Annotated in this window: 23 protein-coding genes and 1 pseudogene; 9 read left to right on the plus strand and 15 right to left on the minus strand. The window is 69.1% G+C overall.

Annotation, left to right across the window (positions count from 1 at the left end; genetic code table 11):
• Positions 1-39 precede the first annotated feature (39 nt).
• Complete coding sequence (locus AB7I40_RS00210) at positions 40-501, plus strand: Lrp/AsnC family transcriptional regulator (RefSeq protein ID WP_428345413.1); 462 nt, start codon at positions 40-42, stop codon at positions 499-501.
• 5 nt (positions 502-506) lie between these two features.
• A complete protein-coding gene (locus AB7I40_RS00215; protein ID WP_428345414.1) occupies positions 507-1868 on the plus strand; it encodes an NAD(P)/FAD-dependent oxidoreductase in 1362 nt (453 codons plus the stop codon).
• Here the strand turns inward: AB7I40_RS00215 and AB7I40_RS00220 are convergent.
• Positions 1861-2445, minus strand: coding sequence for an AMP-binding protein (locus AB7I40_RS00220; protein WP_428345415.1), 585 nt, complete (start codon positions 2443-2445; stop codon positions 1861-1863). The genes AB7I40_RS00215 and AB7I40_RS00220 overlap by 8 nt on opposite strands.
• Positions 2446-2608: 163 nt before the next feature.
• Here AB7I40_RS00220 and AB7I40_RS00225 point away from each other — a divergent pair, with 163 nt between their 5' ends.
• Both AB7I40_RS00225 and AB7I40_RS00230 read left to right on the plus strand, forming a co-directional pair.
• Positions 2609-3457 carry a serine protein kinase RIO gene (locus AB7I40_RS00225; RefSeq protein WP_428345416.1) on the plus strand — a complete coding sequence of 283 codons (849 nt, stop codon included), beginning with the start codon at positions 2609-2611 and terminating at the stop codon, positions 3455-3457.
• A 46-nt stretch (positions 3458-3503) separates the two neighbouring features.
• Entirely contained in the window at positions 3504-4577 is a 1074-nt protein-coding gene (locus tag AB7I40_RS00230) for an LOG family protein (protein ID WP_428345417.1), read from the plus strand.
• 96 nt (positions 4578-4673) lie between these two features.
• Here the strand turns inward: AB7I40_RS00230 and rlmN are convergent.
• The 5 genes and pseudogenes from rlmN to AB7I40_RS00255 form a co-directional block, all read right to left on the minus strand.
• Positions 4674-5797 (minus strand): annotated as a pseudogene (rlmN, locus tag AB7I40_RS00235) (23S rRNA (adenine(2503)-C(2))-methyltransferase RlmN).
• 41 nt (positions 5798-5838) lie between these two features.
• Positions 5839-6264 (minus strand): hypothetical protein, encoded by a 426-nt coding sequence (locus AB7I40_RS00240; RefSeq protein WP_428345418.1) that lies wholly within the window; start codon positions 6262-6264, stop codon positions 5839-5841.
• 76 nt (positions 6265-6340) lie between these two features.
• Positions 6341-6625 carry a hypothetical protein gene (locus AB7I40_RS00245; protein WP_428345419.1) on the minus strand — a complete coding sequence of 95 codons (285 nt, stop codon included), beginning with the start codon at positions 6623-6625 and terminating at the stop codon, positions 6341-6343.
• Positions 6622-8193 (minus strand): radical SAM protein, encoded by a 1572-nt coding sequence (locus tag AB7I40_RS00250; protein WP_428345420.1) that lies wholly within the window; start codon positions 8191-8193, stop codon positions 6622-6624. The genes AB7I40_RS00245 and AB7I40_RS00250 overlap by 4 nt, the downstream gene beginning before the upstream one ends.
• On the minus strand, positions 8190-8969 hold the full coding sequence (locus tag AB7I40_RS00255) for a prolipoprotein diacylglyceryl transferase (protein ID WP_428345421.1): 780 nt from the start codon (positions 8967-8969) through the stop codon (positions 8190-8192). Before AB7I40_RS00255 ends, AB7I40_RS00250 begins: the two co-directional genes overlap by 4 nt.
• Positions 8970-9040: 71 nt before the next feature.
• Between AB7I40_RS00255 and AB7I40_RS00260 the strand changes: the two genes are divergently transcribed.
• The gene (locus AB7I40_RS00260) at positions 9041-10021 is read left to right on the plus strand and encodes a CorA family divalent cation transporter (protein WP_428345422.1); all 981 of its coding nucleotides are present in this window, start codon (positions 9041-9043) and stop codon (positions 10019-10021) included.
• Positions 10018-10704 carry a pyridoxamine 5'-phosphate oxidase family protein gene (locus AB7I40_RS00265; RefSeq protein ID WP_428345423.1) on the plus strand — a complete coding sequence of 229 codons (687 nt, stop codon included), beginning with the start codon at positions 10018-10020 and terminating at the stop codon, positions 10702-10704. The genes AB7I40_RS00260 and AB7I40_RS00265 overlap by 4 nt, the downstream gene beginning before the upstream one ends.
• On the opposite strand, the gene AB7I40_RS00270 is transcribed toward AB7I40_RS00265, so the two are convergent.
• The 5 genes from AB7I40_RS00270 to rpsB all read right to left on the minus strand — a co-directional run bounded on the left by AB7I40_RS00270 (position 10648) and on the right by rpsB (position 15031).
• Positions 10648-11520 carry a phosphatidate cytidylyltransferase gene (locus AB7I40_RS00270; RefSeq protein WP_428345424.1) on the minus strand — a complete coding sequence of 291 codons (873 nt, stop codon included), beginning with the start codon at positions 11518-11520 and terminating at the stop codon, positions 10648-10650. The genes AB7I40_RS00265 and AB7I40_RS00270 overlap by 57 nt on opposite strands.
• A gap of 13 nt (positions 11521-11533) precedes the next feature.
• Positions 11534-12088 carry a ribosome recycling factor gene (frr, locus tag AB7I40_RS00275; protein WP_428345476.1) on the minus strand — a complete coding sequence of 185 codons (555 nt, stop codon included), beginning with the start codon at positions 12086-12088 and terminating at the stop codon, positions 11534-11536.
• A gap of 54 nt (positions 12089-12142) precedes the next feature.
• On the minus strand, positions 12143-12853 hold the full coding sequence (gene pyrH, locus AB7I40_RS00280) for a uridine monophosphate kinase (RefSeq protein ID WP_428345425.1): 711 nt from the start codon (positions 12851-12853) through the stop codon (positions 12143-12145).
• A 129-nt stretch (positions 12854-12982) separates the two neighbouring features.
• Positions 12983-13798, minus strand: coding sequence for a translation elongation factor Ts (tsf, locus tag AB7I40_RS00285; RefSeq protein ID WP_428345426.1), 816 nt, complete (start codon positions 13796-13798; stop codon positions 12983-12985).
• Positions 13799-13840: 42 nt separating this feature from the next.
• A complete protein-coding gene (gene rpsB / locus AB7I40_RS00290; protein ID WP_428345427.1) occupies positions 13841-15031 on the minus strand; it encodes a 30S ribosomal protein S2 in 1191 nt (396 codons plus the stop codon).
• Between the two features lie 404 nt (positions 15032-15435).
• On the opposite strand from rpsB, the gene AB7I40_RS00295 reads away from it, so the two are divergent.
• Both AB7I40_RS00295 and AB7I40_RS00300 read left to right on the plus strand, forming a co-directional pair.
• Positions 15436-15987, plus strand: coding sequence for a murein hydrolase activator EnvC family protein (locus AB7I40_RS00295; protein WP_428345428.1), 552 nt, complete (start codon positions 15436-15438; stop codon positions 15985-15987).
• Positions 15988-16019: 32 nt separating this feature from the next.
• A complete protein-coding gene (locus AB7I40_RS00300) occupies positions 16020-17225 on the plus strand; it encodes a CynX/NimT family MFS transporter (protein ID WP_428345429.1) in 1206 nt (401 codons plus the stop codon).
• A 16-nt stretch (positions 17226-17241) separates the two neighbouring features.
• Here AB7I40_RS00300 and AB7I40_RS00305 read toward each other — a convergent pair whose 3' ends face one another.
• The 4 genes from AB7I40_RS00305 to AB7I40_RS00320 form a co-directional block, all read right to left on the minus strand.
• The gene (locus AB7I40_RS00305) at positions 17242-18141 is read right to left on the minus strand and encodes a tyrosine recombinase XerC (RefSeq protein ID WP_428345477.1); all 900 of its coding nucleotides are present in this window, start codon (positions 18139-18141) and stop codon (positions 17242-17244) included.
• 141 nt (positions 18142-18282) lie between these two features.
• Positions 18283-19413, minus strand: a complete 1131-nt coding sequence (gene dprA, locus AB7I40_RS00310; protein ID WP_428345430.1) for a DNA-processing protein DprA — start codon at positions 19411-19413, stop codon at positions 18283-18285.
• Positions 19410-21017, minus strand: a complete 1608-nt coding sequence (locus AB7I40_RS00315) for a YifB family Mg chelatase-like AAA ATPase (RefSeq protein ID WP_428345431.1) — start codon at positions 21015-21017, stop codon at positions 19410-19412. Before AB7I40_RS00315 ends, dprA begins: the two co-directional genes overlap by 4 nt.
• A gap of 1 nt (position 21018) precedes the next feature.
• The gene (locus AB7I40_RS00320; protein WP_428345432.1) at positions 21019-21384 is read right to left on the minus strand and encodes a YraN family protein; all 366 of its coding nucleotides are present in this window, start codon (positions 21382-21384) and stop codon (positions 21019-21021) included.
• Between the two features lie 176 nt (positions 21385-21560).
• Here AB7I40_RS00320 and AB7I40_RS00325 point away from each other — a divergent pair, with 176 nt between their 5' ends.
• Positions 21561-22892, plus strand: a complete 1332-nt coding sequence (locus AB7I40_RS00325; protein WP_428345433.1) for a threonine/serine ThrE exporter family protein — start codon at positions 21561-21563, stop codon at positions 22890-22892.
• Positions 22893-22896: the final 4 nt, after the last annotated feature.

A 22896-nucleotide genomic window follows, 5' to 3' on the forward strand; every position in this document is an offset into this window, starting at 1 on the left:
ATCCCTTGCATTTGTTCACACAACTGAAACGATGCTCAGGTGAAGAAGTCCGGAAACCACCTCGACGACGTCTCCAAGGCCATCATCGAGCAGCTCCAGCAGGACGGCAGACGGCCCTACGCGGCGATCGGCAAGGTGGTCGGCCTCTCCGAGGCCGCCGTACGCCAACGCGTCCAACGGCTGATCGAAACCGGAGTGATGCAGGTCGTCGCCGTCACCGACCCTCTCCAGCTCGGCTTCGCCCGCCAGGCCATGATCGGGATCCGCGTCCGCGGCCCCCTGGAGCCTGTGGCCGAGGCGCTCGTTGCGCTCGACGAGGTCGACTACGTGGTGGTCACCGCCGGCACGTTCGACCTGTTGGCCGAGGCGGTCTGCGAGAGTGACGACGCTTTGCTCGAGCTCATCTCCAACTCGATCCGCTCGATCCCGGGCGTGGAGTCGACCGAGACCTTCATGTACCTCCAGCTGCGCAAGCAGACCTACTCGTGGGGTGTCCGCTGAGTCGCATGTCGACGCCGTCCGGCTCACTATGGGAGGGGCAGGTCTCCCGCCTCTCCCGGCCTCCCCTGCCGGGTGAGCGTGACGTCGACGTGGCGATCGTCGGAGGTGGCTTCACCGGACTGTGGACGGCCTACTACCTGGCCTCCACCACTGATCTCAGCGTGATGGTGATCGAGGGCGAGCACGTCGGCTTCGGTGCCTCAGGTCGCAATGGTGGCTGGTGCTCCGCGCTCTTCCCAGCCTCGTTGGCCAGCCTGGCTGCCCTACCGGGCTCGTCACGGGAGTCCGCGCTCGCCCAGCACCAGGCCATGTGCGACACGGTGCTCGAGGTCGGACGGATCGCCGAACTCGAGGGCATCGACTGCGGTTACGCCCGCGGGGGCACGATCTCGCTGGCCCGCTCCGCCGCGCAGCTGCGCCGCGCCCGGGCCGAGGTCGCCGACACCCGAGAGTGGGGCCGAGACGACGTCACGCTGCTGACCGCCAACCAGGCGCGCGAGCGGGTCGGCGCGAGCCGGGTCCTCGCGGCGACGTACACCCAGGACTGTGCTGCGATCCACCCTGCCAAGCTCGTCCACGGTCTGGCCGCTGCCTGTGAGCGACACGGGGTCACCATCCACGAGAACACCAGAGCCCTGTCGATCGAGCCGGGGCGGGTCGCGACGACCCGGGGCAGCGTCCGCGCCGCACACGTGGTCCGCGCGACGGAGGGCTACACCCACACGTTGCGCGGCCAGACCCGCGACGTGGCCCCGGTCTACTCCCTCATGATTGGCACCGAGCCGCTCTCGGAGAGCCTGTGGGAGCAGATCGGGCTGCGGCAGCGAGAGACCTTCAGCGATCACCGTCACCTGATCATCTACGGGCAGCGCACGGCCGACGACCGTCTCGTGTTCGGCGGTCGAGGCGCGCCGTACCACTTCGGCTCACGGACGAAGCCCTCGTTCGACCGGGACGACCGGGTGTTCGCCAAACTGCGCGCCACCCTGGTCGACCTGTTCCCTGCGCTCGCCCCGACCCGGATCACCCATGCCTGGGGCGGTGCGCTCGGCATCCCCCGCGACTGGTGTGCCTCGGTCGGGCTCGATCGCGCGAGCGGTGTCGGTTGGGCCGGTGGCTACGTCGGCGATGGCGTGAGTACGACGAACCTTGCCGGCCGTACCCTGCGTGACCTGATCGTGCAGGAGGAGACGGCGCTCACCGGGCTGCCCTGGGTCAACCACCGCTCCCCTCGCTGGGAGCCCGAACCGCTGCGCTGGCTCGGCATGAACGCCGGGCTCCAGGCCATGACCCTGGCCGACACCGAGGAACAGGTCACCGGCCGGCCCAGCCTCATCGCACGCGCCGTCGAGCCGCTGCTCAGTTGAGGCCCACCGGCTCGCCGGCGCACAGGCGGGCCAACACCTGTCCCTGCGGCGAGCCGTGGCCCACCGCCTCGCCGACCAGCACCTTCTCCTCAGGACTGCTCCACGCAGGATCGCGCGGGGAGACATCAGCACAGGGAGCAGGTTCGTCACGCCCGGCCTTGATCGCCAGGTCCCAGTCCACCTGACGGGCTACATCGGTGACCGGGATCCCCCGCAGCACGCTGACACTGGCCGAGGAAGCACCTGGCTCGCGCGAGGTGAGCAGCACCGCGGGAGCACCTGCCCCGCCGGGAACGGCTCCCAACCGGGCGCAGGCCAAGAATGCGAGCAGCGCGTCAGCCGGATCCTCGAGGTCGATCCCGACGGCTGCCCCGGGTCCGACACCCAGCGCCCGGAGCGCGCCCGCCAGCGCCGCCACGTGCTCCAGCACGGTGGCGAAGTCGTCGGTGCCGGCCGGCGTGATCACGGCGGGCTCGAGGGCACGTCCGCGGATGACGTGCCGGTCGAGCGCGTTGTAGCAGAGGTTGAGGGTGCCCGGCTGGTCCGACGACGGCTTGCGGAACCAGGTCAACTCCATGGAGATCCTTCCGACGAAAAACCCGTTGCGCATGCTCCGGGCATCCCGGAGCATGGGCGATCGTAGTCCCACCCGTTCGAGAGGAGCTGTGACATGTCAACGACTGTCCTGTCGGCCTGCCCTGCAGCCCGTCCCTCTTCTTCGAACTGGAGCACCACCACCGATGTCTACACCTCATCCGGGGATCGATCCCCGTTTCGTCTTCGACTTCCAGGCCTACGACGAGCCTGACGACTCCTCGCAACGCTGGTCGACCTGGCTCTCCGTGGAGCCGCTGTCCCGTGGCCCGGAGCCACGACCCGAGTGGGTCGTCACCTCCCAGGCCGCGATCGACACCGAGCTCGGCATCCTCAAGACCGGCAAGGAAGCCGACGTCTTCCTCCTCGAGCGTGCAGTGCCCGACTCGACCCGCGTCGGCGAGTCGGTCGTGATGGCGGCCAAACGCTATCGCGACACCGATCACCGCACCTTCCACCGATCCAGTGCCTACACCGAGGGTCGCCGGGGCCGCAACACCCGCGACGCCCGCGCGATGGCCAAGGGCACCACCCACGGCCGGGCCGTCGCAGCCGGCCAGTGGGCGTGGGCGGAGTGGGAGGCACTGCAGCGACTGTGGAACCTGGGGCTGCCGGTGCCCTACCCCGTCCAGGTGGACGGCACCGAGATCCTGATGGAGTACATCGAGGTCGACGGCGGCGCGGCCCCGCGGTTGGCCCAGACCCGGCCGGAGCCTGCGTTGCTGGCGTCGTACTTCTCCCAGCTGCGCGAGGCTCTCATCCTGCTCGCCCAGCAGGGTGTCGTGCACGGCGACCTGTCGCCGTACAACATCCTGGCCGCCGACGAGCGGCTGGTGATCATCGACCTGCCGCAGGTCGTCGACCTGGTCGGCAACCCACGGGGCATGGACTTCCTGCTGCGTGACTGCACCAACGTCTGCACCTGGTTCCGGGCCCGAGGACTCGAGGTCGACGAACACGACCTGTTCAACGAGCTCGTGGCCAGCGCGTTCTGATTCGCCCATCCGGCTCAGGGCTTGGCGCGGGCACTAGGTTGCTGTCGTGAGGAAGAAGCGGGGGCGGGTGGTGGCCGTCGAGTCACTGGGTGAGCTGGATCGCCGGCTGGCTCGAGGGACCAGCAACCTCTCGGGCTGGCACCTGCACGACCTCGATCTGCGTGAGTACGACGAGCCGCTGCGCCGCATGAAGGTGGCCGGGGCGCTCTTCCTGGGCTGCACGCTCAGTCCTGCCCTCGAGGCGGACCTGCGCGTTCGAGGTGCCACAGTGTTCCCCGACATCCCCGACGTCCCCGTGAACACGTTTCGCACCGCCCTCTACTCCCCCAGCGAGCTGTACGGGTCCGGTCCTTACGCCGACTCCCTCGACGCCCAGATCTACGCGTGGTCACGCCAGTCGGCGACACCGGACATGCGGATGGCCCAGGCGCTGCACGACCACGCCGTCGACGAGGCCCTCGGAGCCTGGGTGGCGGGGCGACACGTAGTGGGGGTCATGGGTGGTCACGCTCACCAACGCGACGAAGTGGGCTACCGCGACGCCGTTCTGCTGGGCCATGGGCTGGCCGATCATGCGACCGTGGCCACGGGCGGTGGGCCCGGAGCGATGGAGGCCGCGAACCTCGGCGCCTGGCTGGGCTCGGCCGACAGCATCGAGCCGGCGCTGGACATCCTGCGAGGCGCTCCGGCGTTCCGGCCGGACATCGGCGCGTGGGCGGCGGCTGCCTTCGCTGTCCGCGACCAATGGCCCGAGGGTCGCGACTCGCTGGGGATCCCCACCTGGCACTACGGACACGAACCCCCCAACGCCATGGCGAGCACCATCGCCAAATACTTCCGCAACGCCACGCGGGAGGCGATCCTGCTCGGACTCTGTGACCGCGGGATCGTGTTCCTACCGGGCGCCGGCGGCACGGTGCAGGAGATCTTCCAGGACGCGTGTGAGAACTACTACGCCGACGAGTCGTCGGTGGCTCCGATGGTGTTGGTCGGTCGGGACTATTGGACGGTGCAGGCGCCTGCCTGGCCCTTGCTCCGATCACTGGCCAAGGGCCGACCCATGGAGTCGTACGTGCACCTGGTCGACACGGTGGAGGAGGCGGTGGCGGTCATCGCCTGAGTTGGCAGGTTCATCAAGGTATGCAGGCGAACCTCCGCTTCCCATGCGTTGTTCACCATGGTCAGTGGCGGTTCAGCGACATCCCTTGATGAACCGTCACTCGAGCGCAGCCAGCTGGCCACAAGCGCCGTCGATCTCGCGCCCACGCGTGTCTCTCACCGTCGTGGCGATGCCCTTGGCCTCGAGTCGGCGCACGAACTCGTCCTCGTCCTCGGGAGCGCTGGCGGTCCACTTGGATCCCGGGGTCGGGTTCAGCGGGATGAGGTTGACGTGCACCCAACCCCAGTCGCCGTAGGAGTTGAGTACGTCGCCCAGGAGATCAGCGCGCCAGGCCTGGTCGTTGATGCCGCGCATCATGGCGTATTCGATCGAGACCCGGCGCTTGGTGACCCGGGCGTAGTCCCAGGCAGCCTCGACGGTCTCGGCCACCGACGAGCGGGTGTTGATCGGCACCAGCTCGTTGCGCAGCTCGTCATCCGGCGCATGCAGGGACAGCGCCAACGTGACCGGGATGCCCTCCTCGGTGAGCTGTCGGATCCGGGGCACCAGGCCGACCGTGGAGACGGTGACGCCGCGCGCCGACATCCCGAGGCCAGCGGGAGCCGGATCGGTCAGGCGTCGTACGGCGCCGATGACCGCCTTGTAGTTGGCCAGCGGCTCACCCATGCCCATGAACACCACGTTGGACACCCGCCCCGGCCCGCCGGGCACCTCGCCCCGGGCGAGGGATCTGGCGCTCGCGACGACCTGCTCGACGATCTCGGCCGTCGACATGTTGCGCTGCAGGCCACCCTGGCCGGTGGCGCAGAACGGGCACGCCATGCCGCAGCCGGCCTGCGAGGAGACGCACACGGTGGCCCGATCGGGGTAGCGCATCAGCACCGACTCGACCAACGCACCGTCGAACAGCTTCCACAGGGTCTTGCGGGTCGTGCCCTTGTCCGCCTCGAGGGTGCGCAGCGGAGTCATCAGGGTCGGCAGCAGGGTGGCCACCAGATCGGCACGCTGGGCGGCCGGGAGATCGGTCATCTCCGCCGGGTCGTCGACGAGCCGGGAGAAGTAGTGGGTGGACAGTGCTTGGCACGGAACCCGGGCAGCCCCCCCGCCTCCAGCAGGTCCTTGCGTTCGGCCTCGGTGAGGTCTGCCAGGTGCCGCGGCGGCTTCGCGCGGCCACGCGGTTCGTCGAAGACGAGCGGAAGGAGTCGGGGTGCGTCAGACATGAGGGATCCATTGTCTCCCGGGACACCCCCAGACGGCGAACTCAGCCCATCTCGCTCTGCGTGAGCAGGGCGATGAAGGCGACACACACTCCCGCCAGCACGATCAGGGTCACCGCCATCCCGATCAGCATGAAGGCCCCGAAACGGCGGGTTCGGGGGTGGAACAACAGGGCGATCGGTCCCCCCAGGGTCACCAGCGCGGTGAAGGTGAGCCCCGGTCCTGCGAAGTCCGGCCACAGGGACGAACCGATGCCGACGGTGATGGCGGGGACCACAAACAGCCACGCCACTCCCGTGAAGAAGCCGCCGAGCGAGGAGGCCAGCTTCGATCCGGAGTCGGACGCGGACACGTAGGGCGACGACTGGTACGGCATCGGCGAGATCGGGGGCGGCGGGGGCGGCACCCAGCCCGGTGGCTGACCTTGGCCTGGCGACTCCTCGCCCGGGTCGGGTGGCTGCTGGCTCATCTGGTCCTCATCTCAACGCCATGCTCACACGTCGCAGCCAGGCACCGTCGTACCCACGCCGGGTCGGCGATCGTGCTCACCGAAGCCACAGGACCACTCCGCCCACGCCGGCCAGGCACAGCAGTGCCAGATAGGCCAACACGATGCGGGTGTCGCCCAGGGCGCACCTGGAGCGCAGCAACCCCTTGCGGCGAGCCTTCCGGTAGCCCACGAAGCCCACCGCGGCGAAGCCGGCCACCGCGACCGGCCCCAACACCCATCCCAGGAGCGCGACGGTGGCGAAGATGCAGAGGCGGAGCGGGTCGAAGGGGGTGGTCTCGATCCCGGTCGAGCCGGTCGGCACCTGGCGAGGGTCGCTCATGGTCGCTCCCCGGTCGCCGACGAGATCCGGGTCCGCGACAGCGGTTGCCACGCCTGGACCGCGCAGAACGGCGCGCACTGGTGGGCATCCGTGCGCTCGTTGACCGTGGCCACATGGACACAGCATTGGGTGAGGCGCTCCTCGATCATGGTGTTCATGTCCATGAACGGCTTCACCGTCACCCGCAGCACCCGTTCGCCCAACATCTGACGCAGACGCCTGCGCTGCCCGGGCAGCTTCGAGGACGCGAGAGCCGACAGTGTGCCGATGCCCAGGTCGCAGTTCTGGCAGATGTCGCGCCAGATGGAGCTCATCGACGGATGCGAGAGCGACGACTGCTCGCTGAGGAGGTCGAGCAACGAGTCCTTGACGATCTTGCGCATCGCATCCGGGATGGTGTCGTCGGCGATGCGGTTGGCGAGCAGATCGGGGTCGAGGTCGAGCCACTGCAGGAGCCGGTCGTGGCCGATCAGGTGGGTGAGCGACTGCCAGGTTCCCGAGTCGTCCTTCAGCAGATACCCGACCGAGCAGCAGTGCGGGTGCGAGCACGGCAGCGCGGTGAGGTCGCGCCAGGTGACGGCGCCCGCCGTCTGTGCCTCCAAGCGCGCCAGCACCCCCGTATGCGTGAGCCGGTCGAGCGGGTCGATCGCCCCCGAGCGACCGCTGCCGAAGACCGGCTGGATGCAGACGCCGCCGACGTACGGCGTGTCGAGCGCGCGCTTGACGACGGCCCCGATCTCGTCGTCGTTGACCCCCAGGGCCGCGGTCATGGTGAGCGTGGTGAAGATGCCGGCACTGGAGAGGCGTTCGAGGGCCCGGTCCTTGAAGCGCCGCAGGTCGGCGCCGCGGTGGTACGTCGATGCCGCGGCCGACTCCCCGTCGTACTGCAGGTAGATCTCGACGCGCTCCCGGTGCCTGGTCAGCAGGGTCAACAGCTCGTCGGACTGGGCGATGAGCAGCCCGTTGGTGTTGATCAGCACGCGCACCACCGGACGCTCCGTCACGGCGTCGAGCAGCTCGGCCAACTGGGGATACAGCGTCGGTTCGCCACCGGACAGCATCAGGACGTCGATGCGACCGTTCTCCCGCTCGAGGCGGGTGTCGATCGAGGCCAAGACCTGCTCCAGTGGCGCCACCGAAGCCCTGGCCGGCGATGACTCGGCGAAACAGGTGGGGCACTTGAGGTTGCAGTGGTCGAGCAGATCCTCCAGAAGGATGCACGTGTGCTGGGTCTGCATCTCCGGCAACCCGTCGGCGTAGGCCGCTGGCACTGGCGTGAAGTTGCCCCGGACATCAGGGCCGTGCACCTTGGTCGGCGCGGTCCACTGCTCGAGGTAGGTGAGGATCTCGGGTGACTCGTCGTAGAGCGTCCGCACCAGCCCGTGGGTCGCACACCCCCGCTCGAGCCACACCCGGTCGTCGCGGATCGCGAGCCACCCCGAGAGGCGGTGCACCTCGGTGAGCGGCCGGTCCGGACTCTCCTCGTGGCACAGCGGGCAGAAGGCGTTGACGTAGCGGTGGATCCGGCCCTCGCGCAGCGGCATCCCCGTTCCCCTGGGCTGGCTCATGCGGCGACCTCCACCCGGCGCTCGAAGGCGGTGCGGTAGGCACCCGCACGGACCTGCCACCCGATCCGCAGGAGCACGATCGGCACCGTCACGAGCAGGAACAGCTGTGGGCGACTCAGGCCCAGCCAGGCGACCTCATTGCCGCGGACGAACTCCACGAGGAACCTGAAGACGCCGTACGCCGCGACGTACAGCACCAACGACTCCCCCGGTGGCAGGGACAGGTGGCGCAGCCAGCACCACAGCAGGACGAAGGCGACCAGGTGGAACGCGATCTCGTAGGCGAACGACGGGTGCAGGCTGACCCCCGCCACCGAACCGGTGTACGACGCCTGCTCGTCATTCAGGGTGATCCCCCACGCGTGGCCGGTGGGGGTGCCCGGTTTCTCGCTCAGCAGGCAACCGATGCGCCCCACGGCCATTCCGAGGGCCACTGCCGGGGCGAACAGGTCGCCGGTGCGCGCGCGGTAGCCGGTCAGCCGCTTGGCGACGTGGACGCCCAGCCAGGCGCCCACCAGACCACCGAGGATCGATCGGTTCCCGTAGAGCCACTGCTCGGTGAGGGACGCGTTCTCCCGTAGGTCCACGTGCTGCAGCCAGGTGCCGAGGCGCATGAAGACCGCACCGCCCACGAGGGCTCCGAGGACGATGTAGACCAGGCGTTCGTCGACCTGCCTCCGGCGGCGCATCTCGAGCAGGAAGACGACGGCCGCGACCACCACCCCCAGGCCCACGAACAGTTCGTGGGTCGGGACCGGACCGAGCGTGGGCACCATGGCGTCACCATCTCACGCCCGATGCGCGTGGGTGCTTGTCCCCAGCGGTGCCGGAGCGTCAGTCTGGGCACATGGAGGTCCGGTTCATCGATGCCGCAGGGGCTCATCCGCGGCAGCCGGACGACGTGGTCGAGCTGTTCGCCCACGATGACGGATTCTTCTGGATCGACATTCCCACCCTCGGGCCCGACAGCGAGGCGTTCCTGGTCGCGCTCGGCTGCCATCCACTGGTGCTCGAGTCGTGCCGGCAGCGCAACTACATCCCCACGGTGCACAGCTACGACGACCACGCGTTCATCACCACCCAGTCGCCGATGCTCGGTGTCGGTGGCCACGTCCACCTGCTCGAGCTCGACCAGATCATCGGTCACCACTACCTCGTCACGGTGCACGGCCCGCTCAATCCCGAGCTGGATCCCAGCCACGCCCAGGTGGAGACCGACGCCACGCTGCGCCGCATGGATCAGGGCCGCTTCCGCCCGACGTCACCGGCTGCGCTGTCCTATGCCATCACCTCGGCGGTCGCCCGGCGCCAGGGAGCGGTCATCGCGGAGGTGGCCCGCAAGCTTCCCGGCCTCGAGAAGCACGTGATGTCCTCCCAGCTGCGCAACCCCGAGGAGTTGCTGGAACAGATGTTCCTGATCCGCCACGAGCTGATCACGGCGCGCACCACAGCCGCGCAGTGCCATGACGTGTGGCACCGGATGGCCCGGATCCGTGGCCTCGTGGACGATGCTGACGCCGCACTGGCGCAGGACGCCGCCGACCAGTTCGACCGGGTCCGTTCCCTGGCAGATGGCGAGGCCCAGTTCCTCTTCGGTGTGATCGAGCTCTACCAGACGAAGGTGCACACCAAGATGACGGTCGCGATGGAACGGCTGGCCGTGATCGCGGCGGTCACCCTGCCGATCACCGCCATCGCCTCGATCCTGGGCATGAACGTCATCGTCAACTCCGAGACCCAGTACCTCGAGCTCCTGATCGCAGTGTCCGTCATGCTCGTGATCAGCCTGGCACTGCTCCGGTGGGCGCGACGGCAGGGGTGGTGGTGAGCCCCGTGGACAGGCTCGGCCGCTTCCCCGAGCAGGGAGTGCACGAGCGCAGCGCTCTCGATGACCTGCTGGATTCGCAGTGGGTGGGTGTCCTGTCCACGGTGGTCGATGGCGCCCCGCTGGCAGTGCCCATGCTCTACGCCCGACTCGGGGACGAGGTGATCCTGCACGGCTCGACGGGTGCGGGGGCACTGCGTCAGGTGGCAGGCGGAGCCCCCGCGGTCCTGACGGTGTTCGCCCTCGACGCGCTGGTCGTCGCCCCCACCACCTTCGAGTCGTCGGTCAACTACCGCTCGGCCACGATCCGGGGCCGCCTCGACCAGGTGCCCCACAAGGGCGACACGCTCGACCTGTTCTCCGAGAGTCTCATCCCCGGCCGCACCAGCGAGGTGCGTGCGAGCAGTGGCAAAGAGCTTGCGGCCTCGGTGGCCCTGTCGCTGCGCATCGAGGCGGACAACTGGTTGCTCAAGATCGCGGCGGACTGGCCCACCACACCTGAGGACTCGGGCGCCTCGGACGACGTCTGGAGCGGGCTCGTCCCCGTGCGCACGATCCTGGACCCCGCCGTACCGGCGCCGTGGGCACAACACCTGCCGGTGCCCCCGTCGGTGCTGCGCCTGACAGGCTCAGAAGACGAGGTAGTGCAGCAACAGCCAGATCGGGGCCACAGTCGCGAGGAGTGAGTCGAGGCGGTCCATCAATCCGCCGTGACCGGGGATGACGTGGGACATGTCCTTGATGCCGAGGTCACGCTTGATGACCGACTCACACAGGTCACCGAGGGTCGCCATCCCGGCCGCGATCAGGCCCAGCGCCACCCCGACCCACCAGTCACCCTCGAGCAGGTAGACCACCAGCGCCATCCCGGCCGCCACACAGAACACCACTGACCCCGCAAAACCCTCCCAGGACTTCTTGGGCGAGATCACCGGTGCCATCGGGTGCTTGCCGAGCGTCACTCCGGCCACGTAGCCACCGATGTCGGAGGCGATCGTGACCAGGATGAACACGATGATCGCGTTGACCCCGTCGTCACCTCGCTCGAAGTCGGTCGCACCACCCTCGGCCAGCAGGAGGGCGACGAACGAGCCGAGGAAGGGCACGTAGACGAGCGTGAACACCGAGGCGGTCGCGTTCATGACGTAACCGTCGATGCCGCGCCGCAGCAGCCACAGCATGATCACCAGGGCGCTGACCGCCGTCGCGGTGACCAGAGCGGGGGCGCCGTAGAAGTACGCGACGACCACCATGATCACGCCGCCGGCCATCAACGGTTGTTCGGGCAGGTCGATGCCCTTGGCGAGGAAGCCCTTGCGCAGCTCCCACACGGCGACGACGACCGCGGCGGCCACGATGAACATGAACGCGGTCTTCCAGAAGAAGAGCGACAGCGCGATCGCGGAGAGCAGGACGACGGCCGAGCCGATCGCTGCTGGCAGGTCGCGTCCGGCCCGGCCGTGGTTCTGCTGCGGGGCGGGGACGGGGGGCGTGGTCGTCATGGGGAGAACCCGCTCAGACCTCGAGCAGTTCGGCTTCCTTGTGCTTGAGCAGGTCGTCGATGGCGTCGGTGTGCTTCTTGGTCATGGCATCGAGCCGCTTCTCGGCGCCCGCCACATCGTCCTTGCCGACCTCGCCGTCCTTCTCCAGCCTTTCCAGGCCCTGCTTGGCGGTACGCCGGACATTGCGCACCGACACCTTGCCGTCCTCGGCTTTGCCGCGCGCCATCTTGATGTACTCCTTGCGGCGCTCCTCAGTGAGCTCGGGGAACACGCAGCGCAGCACCTTGCCGTCGTTGGCCGGGTTCACCCCGAGGTCGGAGTCGCGGATGGCCTTCTCGATCGCGCCGATCGCCGACTGGTCGTAGGGCGAGATCAGGATGATGCGCGCCTCGGGAGCGGTGAAGGTCGCCAGCTGCTGCAGGGGGGTCGGGGTGCCGTAGTACTCAGCAGTGATCTTGCTGAACATGCTCGGGGTCGCGCGACCGGCGCGGATGGCGGCGAAGTCCTCACGGGTCGCCTCGACCGACTTGCCCATCTTCTGGTCGGCCTCACGAAGGGTTTCGTTGATCACTGCTGCTCCTTGGTTGTGATGCTCATCAGCCCCACGTTAGGGCACGCGCCCTCAGGCGCTGACGAGCGTGCCAATCTTCTCACCCTGGACGATGCGCAGGATGGCACCCTCCTCCTGCATCCCGAAGACGATCAGGGGCAGTTTGTTCTCCATGCACAGTGCGAAGGCCGTGGCATCGGCGACCTTGAGCCCCTTCTGCAGCGCGTCGGCGAACGTGAGCTCGTCGATCTTCGTCGCGGTGGGATCCTTGCGCGGATCCGCGGTGTAGACGCCGTCGACCCCGTTCTTGCCCATCAGGACCACCTCGCAGTGGGTCTCCAGAGCCCGCTGTGCGGCGACGGTGTCGGTGGAGAAGAAAGGCATCCCGGCGCCGGCCCCGAAGATGACGACGCGACCCTTCTCCAGGTGACGGATCGCGCGTCGCGGGATGTAGGGCTCGGCCACCTGACCCATCGTGATGGCGGTCTGGACCCGGGTCTCGATGCCCTCCTTCTCCAAGAAGTCCTGGAGAGCCAGACAGTTCATGACGATGCCGAGCATGCCCATGTAGTCGGCGCGCGCGCGGTCCATGCCCCGCTGCTGGAGTTCGGCACCACGGAAGAAGTTGCCCCCTCCGGTCACGATGGCGACCTGGACGCCGGTGCGCGCCACGATGGCGATCTCCTTGGCGATCTTCTGAACCACATCGGGGTCGACGCCGACCTTGCCGCCACCGAACACCTCACCGGAGAGCTTGATCAGGACGCGTTTGTAGGCGAGCACGTGGGGATCCTTCCAGCAGGCACGGGGGTGGGGGCACAGCAGAAGGCCGGCCCGATGATCGTGGTGTGATTCATCGGACCGGCCTCCTCATGAGTCTTCGGTGATCGAACTGGTGTGCGACCTTACGCCTCAGGCGCCGACCTCGAAGCGGGCGAACCGCTTGAGGGTCACACCGGCCTCGTCGAGCACTGCCTTGACGGTCTTCTTGTTCTCCACGACCGACGGCTGCTCGAGCAGCACGGTGTCCTTGAAGAAGCCGTTGAGGCGACCCTCGGTGATCTTGGCGATCGCCTGCTCAGGCTTGCCCTCCTCGCGTGAAGTGGCCTCGGCGATCTCGCGCTCCTTGGCCACGACGTCGGCGGGCACCTCGTCACGGGTGAGGTACTTCGGACGCATCGCGGCCACCTGCATCGCGGCGGCCCGGGCGGCGTCGGCGTTGTCGCCGTCGTACTCCACCAGGACGCCAACCGCGGGCGGCAGGTCCGCGGCACGCTTGTGCAGGTAGACCACGCTCGGACCGTCGAAGTAGGCGACGCGGCCGAGCTCGATCTTCTCGCCGATGGTCATCGCCATGTTGGCCACGACCTCGCCGACGGTCGAGTCACCGAGCGCCACGACCTTGAGCGCCTCCGCGTCGACCGCCTTGGCCGCGTCGGCCGCCTCGGCGATCTGCTGAGCGGTCGCGACGAAGTCGTCGTTCTTGGCCACGAAGTCGGTCTCACAGTTGAGCTCGACCAGAGCACCTCCGGCGTTGGCGACCAGGCCGGCGGTCGCCTCACGGCTCTCGGCGCGCTCACCGGCCTTCTTGCCAAGCTTGATCCGCAGGATCTCGACGGCCTTTTCCAGGTCGCCGTCGCTCTCGTCGAGGGCCTTCTTGCAGTCCATCATGCCGGCGCTGGTCAGCTCACGGAGCTTCTTGACGTCGGCGGCGGAGAAGTTCGCCATTGTCCTTCTTCCTCGAAGTGGGTGGTTGTCGTGTGGGGTTTGTCAGGCCTTGATCTCGGCGTTGACGAACCCGGCGGCCTCGGCTGCCTCGACGGTGCGGAACCACACCTCGGCCTTGGTGCGGCCGAACCAGGGGCTGGTCGGGGCGTGGAACTTCATCGAGTCGGCGTTGCCCTTGATCTCGAAGCCCTCGGGGGCCGAACCGTCCTCGAGCGGGGCGGCCGAGTCGGCGCCGTACGGCGAGGAGGCGTCGGCGGGAGCCTCGGTCTCGAGGACCTCTTCGGCGGGAGCCTCGGTCACGACGTCGGCCAGGGGCTTGATCTCGGCCGGAGCCTCGACGGCGGCTTCCTCGGCAACAGGTGCCTCGGCAGCGGCTTCCTCGGCAACAGGTGCCTCAGCGACCGGCGCGTCGGCGGCAGGAGCCTCGGGCGCGACCGGAACGGGCGCAGCGGCTGCCTCGGCGTTCTTGGTCTCGAGAAGCTCGCGCTCCCACTCGGCCAGTGGCTCCGCAGCGCCGGCCTCGGCGCCTTCGGTCTTGACTCCAGAACGCGCGATCAGGCCCTCGGCCACGGCGTCGGCGACCACGCGGGTCAGCAGACCGACAGCGCGGATCGCGTCGTCGTTGCCGGGGATCGGGAAGTCGACCAGGTCGGGGTCGCAGTTGGAGTCCAGGATGCCGATGATCGGGATCCGCAGCTTGCGGGCCTCCTCGACGGCGAGGTGCTCCTTGTTGGTGTCGACGATCCACACCGCGGAGGGGGTGCGGGTCATCTCACGGATGCCGCCGAGGGTCTTCTCCAGCTTGTCGCGCTCGCGCTTCATCTGGAGGAGTTCCTTCTTGGTGCGGCTGCTGCCGGCCACGTCGTCGAAGTCGACCTCGTCGAGCTCCTTGAGCCGGTTGATCCGCTGGTGCACCGTCTGGAAGTTGGTGAGCATGCCACCGAGCCAACGCTGGTTGACGTAAGGCATCCCGACGCGCATCGCCTGCTCGGCGATCGCTTCCTGGGCCTGCTTCTTGGTGCCGACGAACATGACCGTGCCGCCCTTGGCGACAGTCTCCTTGACGAAAGCGTAGGAGCGGTCGATGTAGGCCAGCGACTGCTGGAGGTCGATGATGTAGATGCCGTTGCGCTCGGTCATGATGAAGCGCTTCATCTTGGGGTTCCAACGACGGGTCTGGTGTCCGAAGTGGACGCCGCTCTCGAGGAGCTGGCGCATGGTCACGACTGCCATGATGTGTCTTCCTGGTCTGTGGCGGCACACCGTCGATGTCCACCTTGACTCCTGCAGGAGAGGCGGACCGGTGCACCGGCCATGAGGTTTTCAGTTGCTACAGCAAACGGGAGCCTGCTGCCCTGACGCCGCGCGCGAGCCAACCCGACCAACGGTCGGGACTGAGGATCGTCGCCCACGGGAGGTCGTATCCACCAGGTGGCTACGTCGTGGTCTGCGAACGTGCGTAGTCAACCCCGGAGGGTTGCTGGGCCCAGCGTACTCGACGCTCACGCTGCCCACCAATTGAGGTGGGTGCCCAGACCAGCCCCCTCTCGGTCCACAGCCGCCCGCTCCGGCCATGTTGTCCACAGGTCGGGTCACGGGCTCTGGTCCTCCACCTGCCGGCTCACAGACTTCTCGACATGACGACACGTGCCCAACGACTCCCCGTCCCCCTGGTCAGGCGCGGCGCGTCCGTGGCGGTCGGGATGCTGCTCCCGCTCGTGTCGGCCCTTGCGGGCGACGTCGGGAGGGAACAGGTCGACCCCGTGGGAGTGTGGCCGATGCAGCCGGAGCCGGCCGTGGTGCACCCGTTCGCCCCGCCCTCAGGGCCGTTCGGGCCGGGGCATCGCGGAGTCGACCTCGCAGGCAGGGTCGGCCAGACAGTGCGCGCCGCGCTCCCTGGCCGGGTCGCCTACGCCGCTGCGTTGGCCGGCCGAGGCGTGGTGGTGGTTGACCACGGAGCCACCCGCACGACCTACGAGCCGGTTGCAGCCGACGTGCACCGTGGCGACGTGGTGGAGGCCGGAGACCGGCTCGGCACGCTGGAACTGTCGGGGTCGCACTGCTTTCCGGCCGCGTGCCTGCACTGGGGTTGGCTGCGGGACCGGACCTACCTCGACCCGCTCGACCTGCTCGGCCGTCGGCCGGTGCGCCTGTTGCCGCTCGAGGGGAGCTTGCCCGGCCCACCATGAGCACCGTGGAGCCAGGACGGCAGGATGGGCAGGTGCCGACCTCGACCAGACGAGCCCCCACAGCCCTGCTCGTCGTCGGGATCGTCGCGCTCTCCTTCAACCTGCGACCTGCCGCCGTGAGCGTCGGACCGGTGCTGCACGACATCCGCGCCGGGCTGGGGATGACACCCACCCAGGCGGGGGTGCTGACCTCGTTGCCTGTGCTGGCCTTCGCCATGTTCGGTGCTCTGGCTCCGCGGGCGGCCCGTCGACTAGGCGTCCATCGCACCTCGTTCATCGCCCTCTTGGGGGTGGTGGTCGGCCTGGCCCTGCGGTCCTGGACCACGTCGGTGACGCTCTTCCTGGTCTTCTCGGTGGTGGCCCTGGCCGGGATGGCGACGGCCAACGTGCTGCTGCCTTCCCTGATCAAGGTGCACTTCCCGGACCGGATCGGCCTGCTCACCGCGGCGTACACGACGGCGCTGTCGGTAGGCCTCACGATGGCCTCGATCCTGACGGTGCCTCTGTCCACGGCGTTCGGCTCATGGCGCTGGGGCCTGCTGGCCTGGGCAGCCACGGCCGCGCTCGCTGCCCTCCCTTGGGTGGGACTGCTGCGTCACGACCGGGTGCAGGACGTGGCACTGAGCGACCGCCCGCGCAACATCACGTTGGGCGACGTGGCGCGGACCCGCCTCGGCTGGGCGATGGCGCTCTGCTTCGGGCTCCAGTCGTTGCAGGCCTACGCCGTTTTCGGTTGGTTCGCGCAGCTTTTCCAGGACTCGGGCTTCACCAGCACGACCGCCGGCCTCCTGCTCGGGGTGATCACCGGGATCTCGATCCCGGTGGCGTTCTTCACCCCAGGTCTGGCCGCGCGTCTGCCGAACCAGAGTGTGCTGTTCCTGGGTCTCATCGCGACCTATGCCGTCGGCTACACCGGACTCCTGCTCGCTCCGCGTGCGGGCGCGTGGTGGTGGGCGGCGCTCATCGGGATCGGCACCGGTGTCTTCCCGGTGGTCCTCACGCTGATCGGGCTGCGTTCGCGCACCGAGGCCGGCACGGCAGCGCTGTCCGGTTTCACCCAGTCCGTCGGCTACCTCATCTCAGCCATCGGGCCCTTCGGCATGGGCTTCCTCTATGAACGCACCGGAGGCTGGACAGTGCCTCTGGTCTGTCTGCTCGTGTTGCTGGTGCCGTTGTCCGCGGCAGCCGTCTACGTCTCCCGTCCGCTCCAGATCGAGGACCAGCTGACCGCGCACTGACCCGCCACCCGCTGGTTCAGGCGCGGGGGTGCGCCTGTTGGTAGGCCCGACGGAGGCGATCAGTGGTGACATGGGTGTAGAGCTGGGTGGTGGCGAGGGAGGCATGGCCGAGGAGCTCCTGGACGCTGCGCAGATCGGCCCCACCCTCGAGGAGATGGGTGGCGGCCGTGTGCCGCAGGCCGTGCGGTCCGATGTCGGGCGCCCCTGGGACGTCGGCGATGCGTCGGTGGACCAGACGGCGTACGGCGCGCTGGTCGATGCGCTGACCTCGAGCCCCGAGGAACAACGCCGCCCCAGCGCCACTGGTCCGTAGTGCCGGCCTGCCGTCCACGAGCCAGCGGTGCAGTGCGGCGGCGGCCGGGGTGCCGTAGGGGACCGATCGCTCTTTGCGTCCCTTGCCCAGGACCCGCAGGACCCTGCGCTCAGGGTCGAGGTCGTCGATGTCGAGGCCGCAGAGCTCCCCCACCCGGACGCCGGTCGCGTAGAGCAGCTCGAGCATGGCCACGTCGCGCACTCCCACCGGGCTCCCGTCGTTGGCCTGCTCGGTGGCTGCGTCGAGCAGCAGTCGAGCCTCGTCGGCGCGCAGCACGGGCGGCAGCGTGGTGTGCGCCCGGGGTGAGGCGAGCAGGGCACCGGCGTCCTGGCTCGCGCGTCCGGTGCGCACCAGCCACGCGGTGAAGACCCGGGCGGCCGTGGCCCGGCGCGCCATCGTGGTCCGAGACTTGCCGGTGGTCTGCTGCAGGGCCAACCAGCTGCGCAGGGTGCGCAGGTCGAGTGAGTCCACGTCGCGCTGGCCCGAGCGAGCGGCATGCCGCAGGAGGCTGGCGAGGTCACCGGCGTAGGCGCGCACGGTGTGCGCGGAGAGGTCCCGTTCGGAGGCGAGGTGGCGTTCGTAGTCGGCCAACGTCCTGGCCATCGCCTCGGGGAGCTCCTCCCCTGAGGATTCCTCGTGAGGTGGGGCGTGGCTGGTCACGGGTCGAGTCTAGGAAGACCGTGCTGCTGCGGCTTCAGGCTCGCCGTCGAGCGGGCCACGAACGCCAGCACATGGTTGGCGACGCTAGTCGAGCGCGGCCGCACCGAGGATCCAGCCACCCTCGCCTCGCGTCACCAGATCCTGCGCGTGCAGGTGCTGCAGGGCCGCGGCGACCTCGGACTCCCCCACCCCGGCGGTGCGGGCGATCGAGGAGGTGCTGGCGGCTGTGGCGACCGGGACCGCGTCAAGCACCTGCGCCTGTCGGCCGGTGAGGTGGTCACGGACCCTTGTCGGTCCCCGTGGGTCGAGCTGTAGGTGCTCACCGGGTCGACCGATCGACTCGAGCACGTCAGGGCCGTTGGTCACCAGCGTGGCGGCACCTGAACGGATCAGGTGGTGGACCCCTTCGGACTGTGCACTGGTGACCGGCCCCGGTGTCCCCAACACGACCCGATTCAGCCGACCCGCCCAGTTGGCTGTGTTGAGGGCGCCGCTGCGAGCAGCCGCCTCGACGACGACCGTGGCCCTCGACAGAGCAGCGATGATCCGGTTGCGGCTCAGGAACCGAACCCTCATGGGCGCGCATCCCGGCGCCGCCTCGGACACGACCGCACCGTGTCGAGCCAGGTGCTCGATCAGCTCTCGGTGGGCGGCCGGATAGACCCGATCGGCGCCACAAGCGAGCACCGCCACGGTCGGCCCCCCACCCACGAGCGCCCCCCGATGAGCTGCCTGGTCGATCCCGAAGGCGGCGCCCGAGACCACGCAGATGCCCTCGCCGCCCAGGGCCGTCCCGACGTCTCTGGCCACCGAGGCCCCGTACGTCGTAGCCGAACGGGCACCGACGACGGCCACCGAGCCACTCAGCTCATCGAGGCGCACGGGGCCGCGCACCCACAGCCCGACCGGAACACCACCGCGGCCCTGCAGTGGCTCGGTCGCCGCCAGGTCATCGAGCTGCGATGGCCACTCGTCGTCGCTCGGAATGACGAACCGCAGGCCCTTCGCCTTCGCAGCTGCGATCTCGGCCTCGGGGTCCAGGGCGACCAGCCGGGCCGCCACGTCGGTCAACAGCCCGGTCGCATCCCTCTCCTCGGCCAGCATCCGGTGCAGTCGGCTCGCTCCCAGCTCGGCGAGGAGATTGCCCACCCGAGGCTCTCCGGGCTCGACGAGCCGACTCAACGCCACCCGGGCCAGCCGTTCCTCGAGGCTCATCCGGCCTGCCGTCGGGTAAGCGTGCTGAGCAGGAGTGGGCCACCGCTGCGCAGACGCAGCGCGACGTCCAGCTCGTCGACGCCGGGCACCGTGACCTCGTGGAGGTCCGCGATCGTCCAGGCCAGCCGGTGCACCCGCACGGCCCCCCGCCGGGTCAGCCGCCCGGCGTGGAACTCGGCATCGAGCCGGCGCGCAGCCGGATCGAGCAGCGGCCACGACTGCGACAACGCCGGGCCGGGCGCCTGCCCGTTGGTGCGCCACGGCTGCTCGCGGTAGCGGGCGCGCTGTCGCTCCCGCGCCGAGGTCACCCGGGCCCTGACGCTGGCCGAGGACTCCGGCGCGGGAGCCAGTGGATCACGAGCACCGTGGCCGTCGGCGACCGGCACCAGGGGTTCGACGTGCCGAGTGATGTCGATGCGGTCGGCGATCGGCCCGGCGACCTTGCGCTGGTAGTCGCGACGTCTGACCTCCAGGCAGTCGCAGGTGCTCAGCAGCACCGACGGGCTGTAGTTGCCGCATGGGCACGGGTTGCAGGCGAACACGAACATGCCGCGCGCTGGGAAGGTCGCCGACTCCTCACCCCTGCCGATGCTGATCTCGCCGTTCTCCAGCGGTTGACGCAGCGCTTCGATGATGTCGCTGCTGAAGTGCGGGAACTCGTCCATGAACAGCACACCGCAATGGGCCCGGCTGATCTCGCCGGGCCGGACCTTCCCGGACCCGCCGCCCAGGACGCTCGCGCGGGTGGAGGAGGAGTGTGGCGCCGAGAAGGGCGGGCGGACGAGCAGGTCGGCGTCCGGCTCGAGCACCCCAGCCAACGAGTGGATGGCGGCCAGCTCCAGCGCCTCCTCCGCACCCAGATCCGCCATGATCCCCGGGAGCCGCTCAGCCAGGGTGGTCTTGCCCGACCCTTTCGGTCCGCTCAGCATCAGGTGGTGGCCGCCGGCCGCCGCAACCTCCAGCGCGTAGCGAGCGTCCTCCATGCCCTGGACGTCGCGCAGGTCCATGTCGTCGACGCGGCTCTCGCCACGCCATGACAGGAGCTGGCTTCCCGACATGGGCTCGACAGGAGGGGCGCTGGGCCACGGCACCCCGAGGACAGCGGCCACCGCCTGGTTCAGCGACCGCACCCCGATCACCTGCAGCCCCGGCACCATGGCCGCCTCCCTGGCCTGCGACTCCGGCACGAACACCCTCGAGAGCCCCCGACCCGCTGCTGCCATCGTCATCGGCAGCACCCCCGGCACGGGTCGAAGGCGGCCGTCGAGGGTGAGCTCACCGATGAACGCGGTGTCCTCGAGCAAACCGGGAGCCAGACCACCGCCCGCGGACACGATGGCCAGGGCCATCGCCAGGTCGAGGTGTGGGCCGGACTTCCGAAGGTCGGCAGGCGACAGGAGGATGGTGATGCGCCGCGTCGCCGGCCACGTCAGACCGCTGTTCTGGATGGCCATCCGGCACCGGTCACGGCCTTCGTTGATGGCCGCGTCGGGTCGCCCCACGAGCGTGGTGCCGACCACGCCGGCGGACACGTCGACCTGGACGTCGATCAGGTGCCCCACCGCTCCCTGGAGCGTGATCGTGCGGGCAGTGGCGTAAGGCATGTCAGCCGATCCCCCGAACGTGCTCGAGCACTGCCGGGCCGCGTCGCGGCCGGAGAACGCCGACCATGTCGATGCGAACCTCGGGGACTCTCACCTCGTGAGCCTCCAGCCACTGGGCCGCGAGACGCCGCAACCGGCTGACCTTGACCGCCGTGACGGCCTCGAGCGGCGATCCGCAGACCGTGGAGCTGCGGGTCTTCACCTCGCAGATGACCAGCACCTGGCCGTCGCGCAGCACCAGGTCGATCTCGCCGGCCGGCCCCCTCCAGTTCTGGTCCAGCACCACCATGCCGAGGTCCTTGAGGTGTCGAGCCGCCAGCGACTCGCCGTACTGTCCCAGGGCCTGCCGGCCCGCCTGTGTCGTCATCGAAGACCTCCTGCTCTCGAGCCTCCCCTGCACCGGATCGTGGCGACATGCAAGGTCGCGAACCTGTGGACAGGACCGCTCCGAAAGGGTGCCTGTGCACGGAAAGCGGGCTCTCGGTCCGAGCTCGTGTCCCGGTTTGGTGTCCGGGCCGGGTCGGGGTCCACACTTGTGCTGCGATGGCTGAGAGCAACGAGACCTACCAGACCCTCGACCTGTCGCTACGGGTCGGCGAACTGCTGCTGTCCTCCGGTGCTGGGGCAGCCGACGTGGCTGCTCAGATGCTCAACGTGGCCTATGCCTGCGGACTGCGGCGGGTCACGGCGGACGTCACGTTCACCGAGCTGGCGATGAGCCACCAACCGCAGTACGACGAGCCGGCCCTGATCCAGCTGCGCCAGGTCCGTCACCGAGACATCGACTACGGCGACCTCACGCTGGTCGACCACCTGATCCGCGATGTCGTCGAAGGACGCTGCACCCGCGAGGAGGCGAGCGCCCGACTGGCCAGGATCGTGTCGTCGGGACACCAGCTGCCCCGGTGGGCGGTCACCCTGGGTTACGGCCTCATGGGCGCAGGCGTCGGACTCATGCTGGGCGGCGATGCCGTCGTCACGCTGGTCGCGTTCGTGGCAGCCGTGGCCATCGACCTGACCCAGAGGCAGCTGACCCGCCGCCGGTTGCCGTCGTTCTACCAGCAGGTGGCCGGTGGAATGCTCGCCACCCTGATCGCATCGGCGGTGGCGGCAACCGGCGTGAACGCCAATCCCAGCCAGGTCGTCACCGCGAGCATCATCCTGTTGCTGTCCGGGGTGAACTTCATGGGTGCGATCCAGGACGCCCTGATCGGCTACCCGCTCACCGCCGGGGCACGCATCCTCGAGGCCATCCTGGCCACGTCGGGGGTGATCGCCGGAGTCAGCGGCGGGCTCACCCTCGCCCGCGTGCTCAACATCGACTTCGGCCCGCTCAATCCCGGGGCGTTCAGTCTCTCCGACCTTCCGCTGATGGCCCTGGGCGGAGCGATCTCGGCAGGGGCGTTCGCCTTCGCCTCCTACGCGCCCCTGCGCTCGCTGCTGCCGATCGCGGCCACCGGAGCAGTGGCCACGGCGCTCTACGGGCTCGTCCTCGAGCGTGACCTCGGGGTGGCCTGGGCCTCGGCCACCGGCGCGCTCCTGGTCGGTCTGGTCAGCTACTCGGTCGCCGGACGGGTCCGCGTCCCGGCCCTGATCATCGTCGTGTCCGCCGTGGTCCCGCTGCTCCCGGGTCTGTCGATCTTCCGGGGACTGGCGCAGCTCGCCGAGGGCTCCGAGACGGGACTCCTGTCGATGGTCAACGCGGCGGCGGTGGCGATCGCGTTGTCGTCTGGAGTGTTCCTCGGGGAGTACATCGCCCAACCCCTCAAACGTGAGGCCCGACGCCTCGAGAGCCGGCTCGCGGGTCCCCGGATGGTCGGCCCGTTCCACACACGCTCGGCACGCAGGCGCCGCAGCAGCAGCACCAGCCAGTGACGCC

Source organism: Nocardioides sp., assembly GCF_050246775.1.
Lineage (GTDB): Bacteria > Actinomycetota > Actinomycetes > Propionibacteriales > Nocardioidaceae > Nocardioides.

Bases quoted from the DNA above. Each gene is read 5' to 3' on its own strand.
- AB7I40_RS00215 (WP_428345414.1), top strand. From the start codon at position 507: ATGTCGACGCCGTCCGGCTCACTATGGGAGGGGCAGGTCTCCCGCCTC.
- AB7I40_RS00220 (WP_428345415.1), bottom strand. From the start codon at position 2,445: ATGGAGTTGACCTGGTTCCGCAAGCCGTCGTCGGACCAGCCGGGCACC.
- AB7I40_RS00225 (WP_428345416.1), top strand. From the start codon at position 2,609: ATGTCTACACCTCATCCGGGGATCGATCCCCGTTTCGTCTTCGACTTC.
- AB7I40_RS00240 (WP_428345418.1), bottom strand. From the start codon at position 6,264: ATGAGCCAGCAGCCACCCGACCCGGGCGAGGAGTCGCCAGGCCAAGGT.
- AB7I40_RS00245 (WP_428345419.1), bottom strand. From the start codon at position 6,625: ATGAGCGACCCTCGCCAGGTGCCGACCGGCTCGACCGGGATCGAGACC.
- AB7I40_RS00250 (WP_428345420.1), bottom strand. From the start codon at position 8,193: ATGAGCCAGCCCAGGGGAACGGGGATGCCGCTGCGCGAGGGCCGGATC.
- AB7I40_RS00255 (WP_428345421.1), bottom strand. From the start codon at position 8,969: ATGGTGCCCACGCTCGGTCCGGTCCCGACCCACGAACTGTTCGTGGGC.
- AB7I40_RS00260 (WP_428345422.1), top strand. From the start codon at position 9,041: ATGGAGGTCCGGTTCATCGATGCCGCAGGGGCTCATCCGCGGCAGCCG.
- AB7I40_RS00270 (WP_428345424.1), bottom strand. From the start codon at position 11,520: ATGACGACCACGCCCCCCGTCCCCGCCCCGCAGCAGAACCACGGCCGG.
- tsf (WP_428345426.1), bottom strand. From the start codon at position 13,798: ATGGCGAACTTCTCCGCCGCCGACGTCAAGAAGCTCCGTGAGCTGACC.
- rpsB (WP_428345427.1), bottom strand. From the start codon at position 15,031: ATGGCAGTCGTGACCATGCGCCAGCTCCTCGAGAGCGGCGTCCACTTC.
- AB7I40_RS00295 (WP_428345428.1), top strand. From the start codon at position 15,436: ATGACGACACGTGCCCAACGACTCCCCGTCCCCCTGGTCAGGCGCGGC.
- AB7I40_RS00305 (WP_428345477.1), bottom strand. From the start codon at position 18,141: ATGGCCAGGACGTTGGCCGACTACGAACGCCACCTCGCCTCCGAACGG.
- dprA (WP_428345430.1), bottom strand. From the start codon at position 19,413: ATGAGCCTCGAGGAACGGCTGGCCCGGGTGGCGTTGAGTCGGCTCGTC.
- AB7I40_RS00315 (WP_428345431.1), bottom strand. From the start codon at position 21,017: ATGCCTTACGCCACTGCCCGCACGATCACGCTCCAGGGAGCGGTGGGG.
- AB7I40_RS00320 (WP_428345432.1), bottom strand. From the start codon at position 21,384: ATGACGACACAGGCGGGCCGGCAGGCCCTGGGACAGTACGGCGAGTCG.
- AB7I40_RS00325 (WP_428345433.1), top strand. From the start codon at position 21,561: ATGGCTGAGAGCAACGAGACCTACCAGACCCTCGACCTGTCGCTACGG.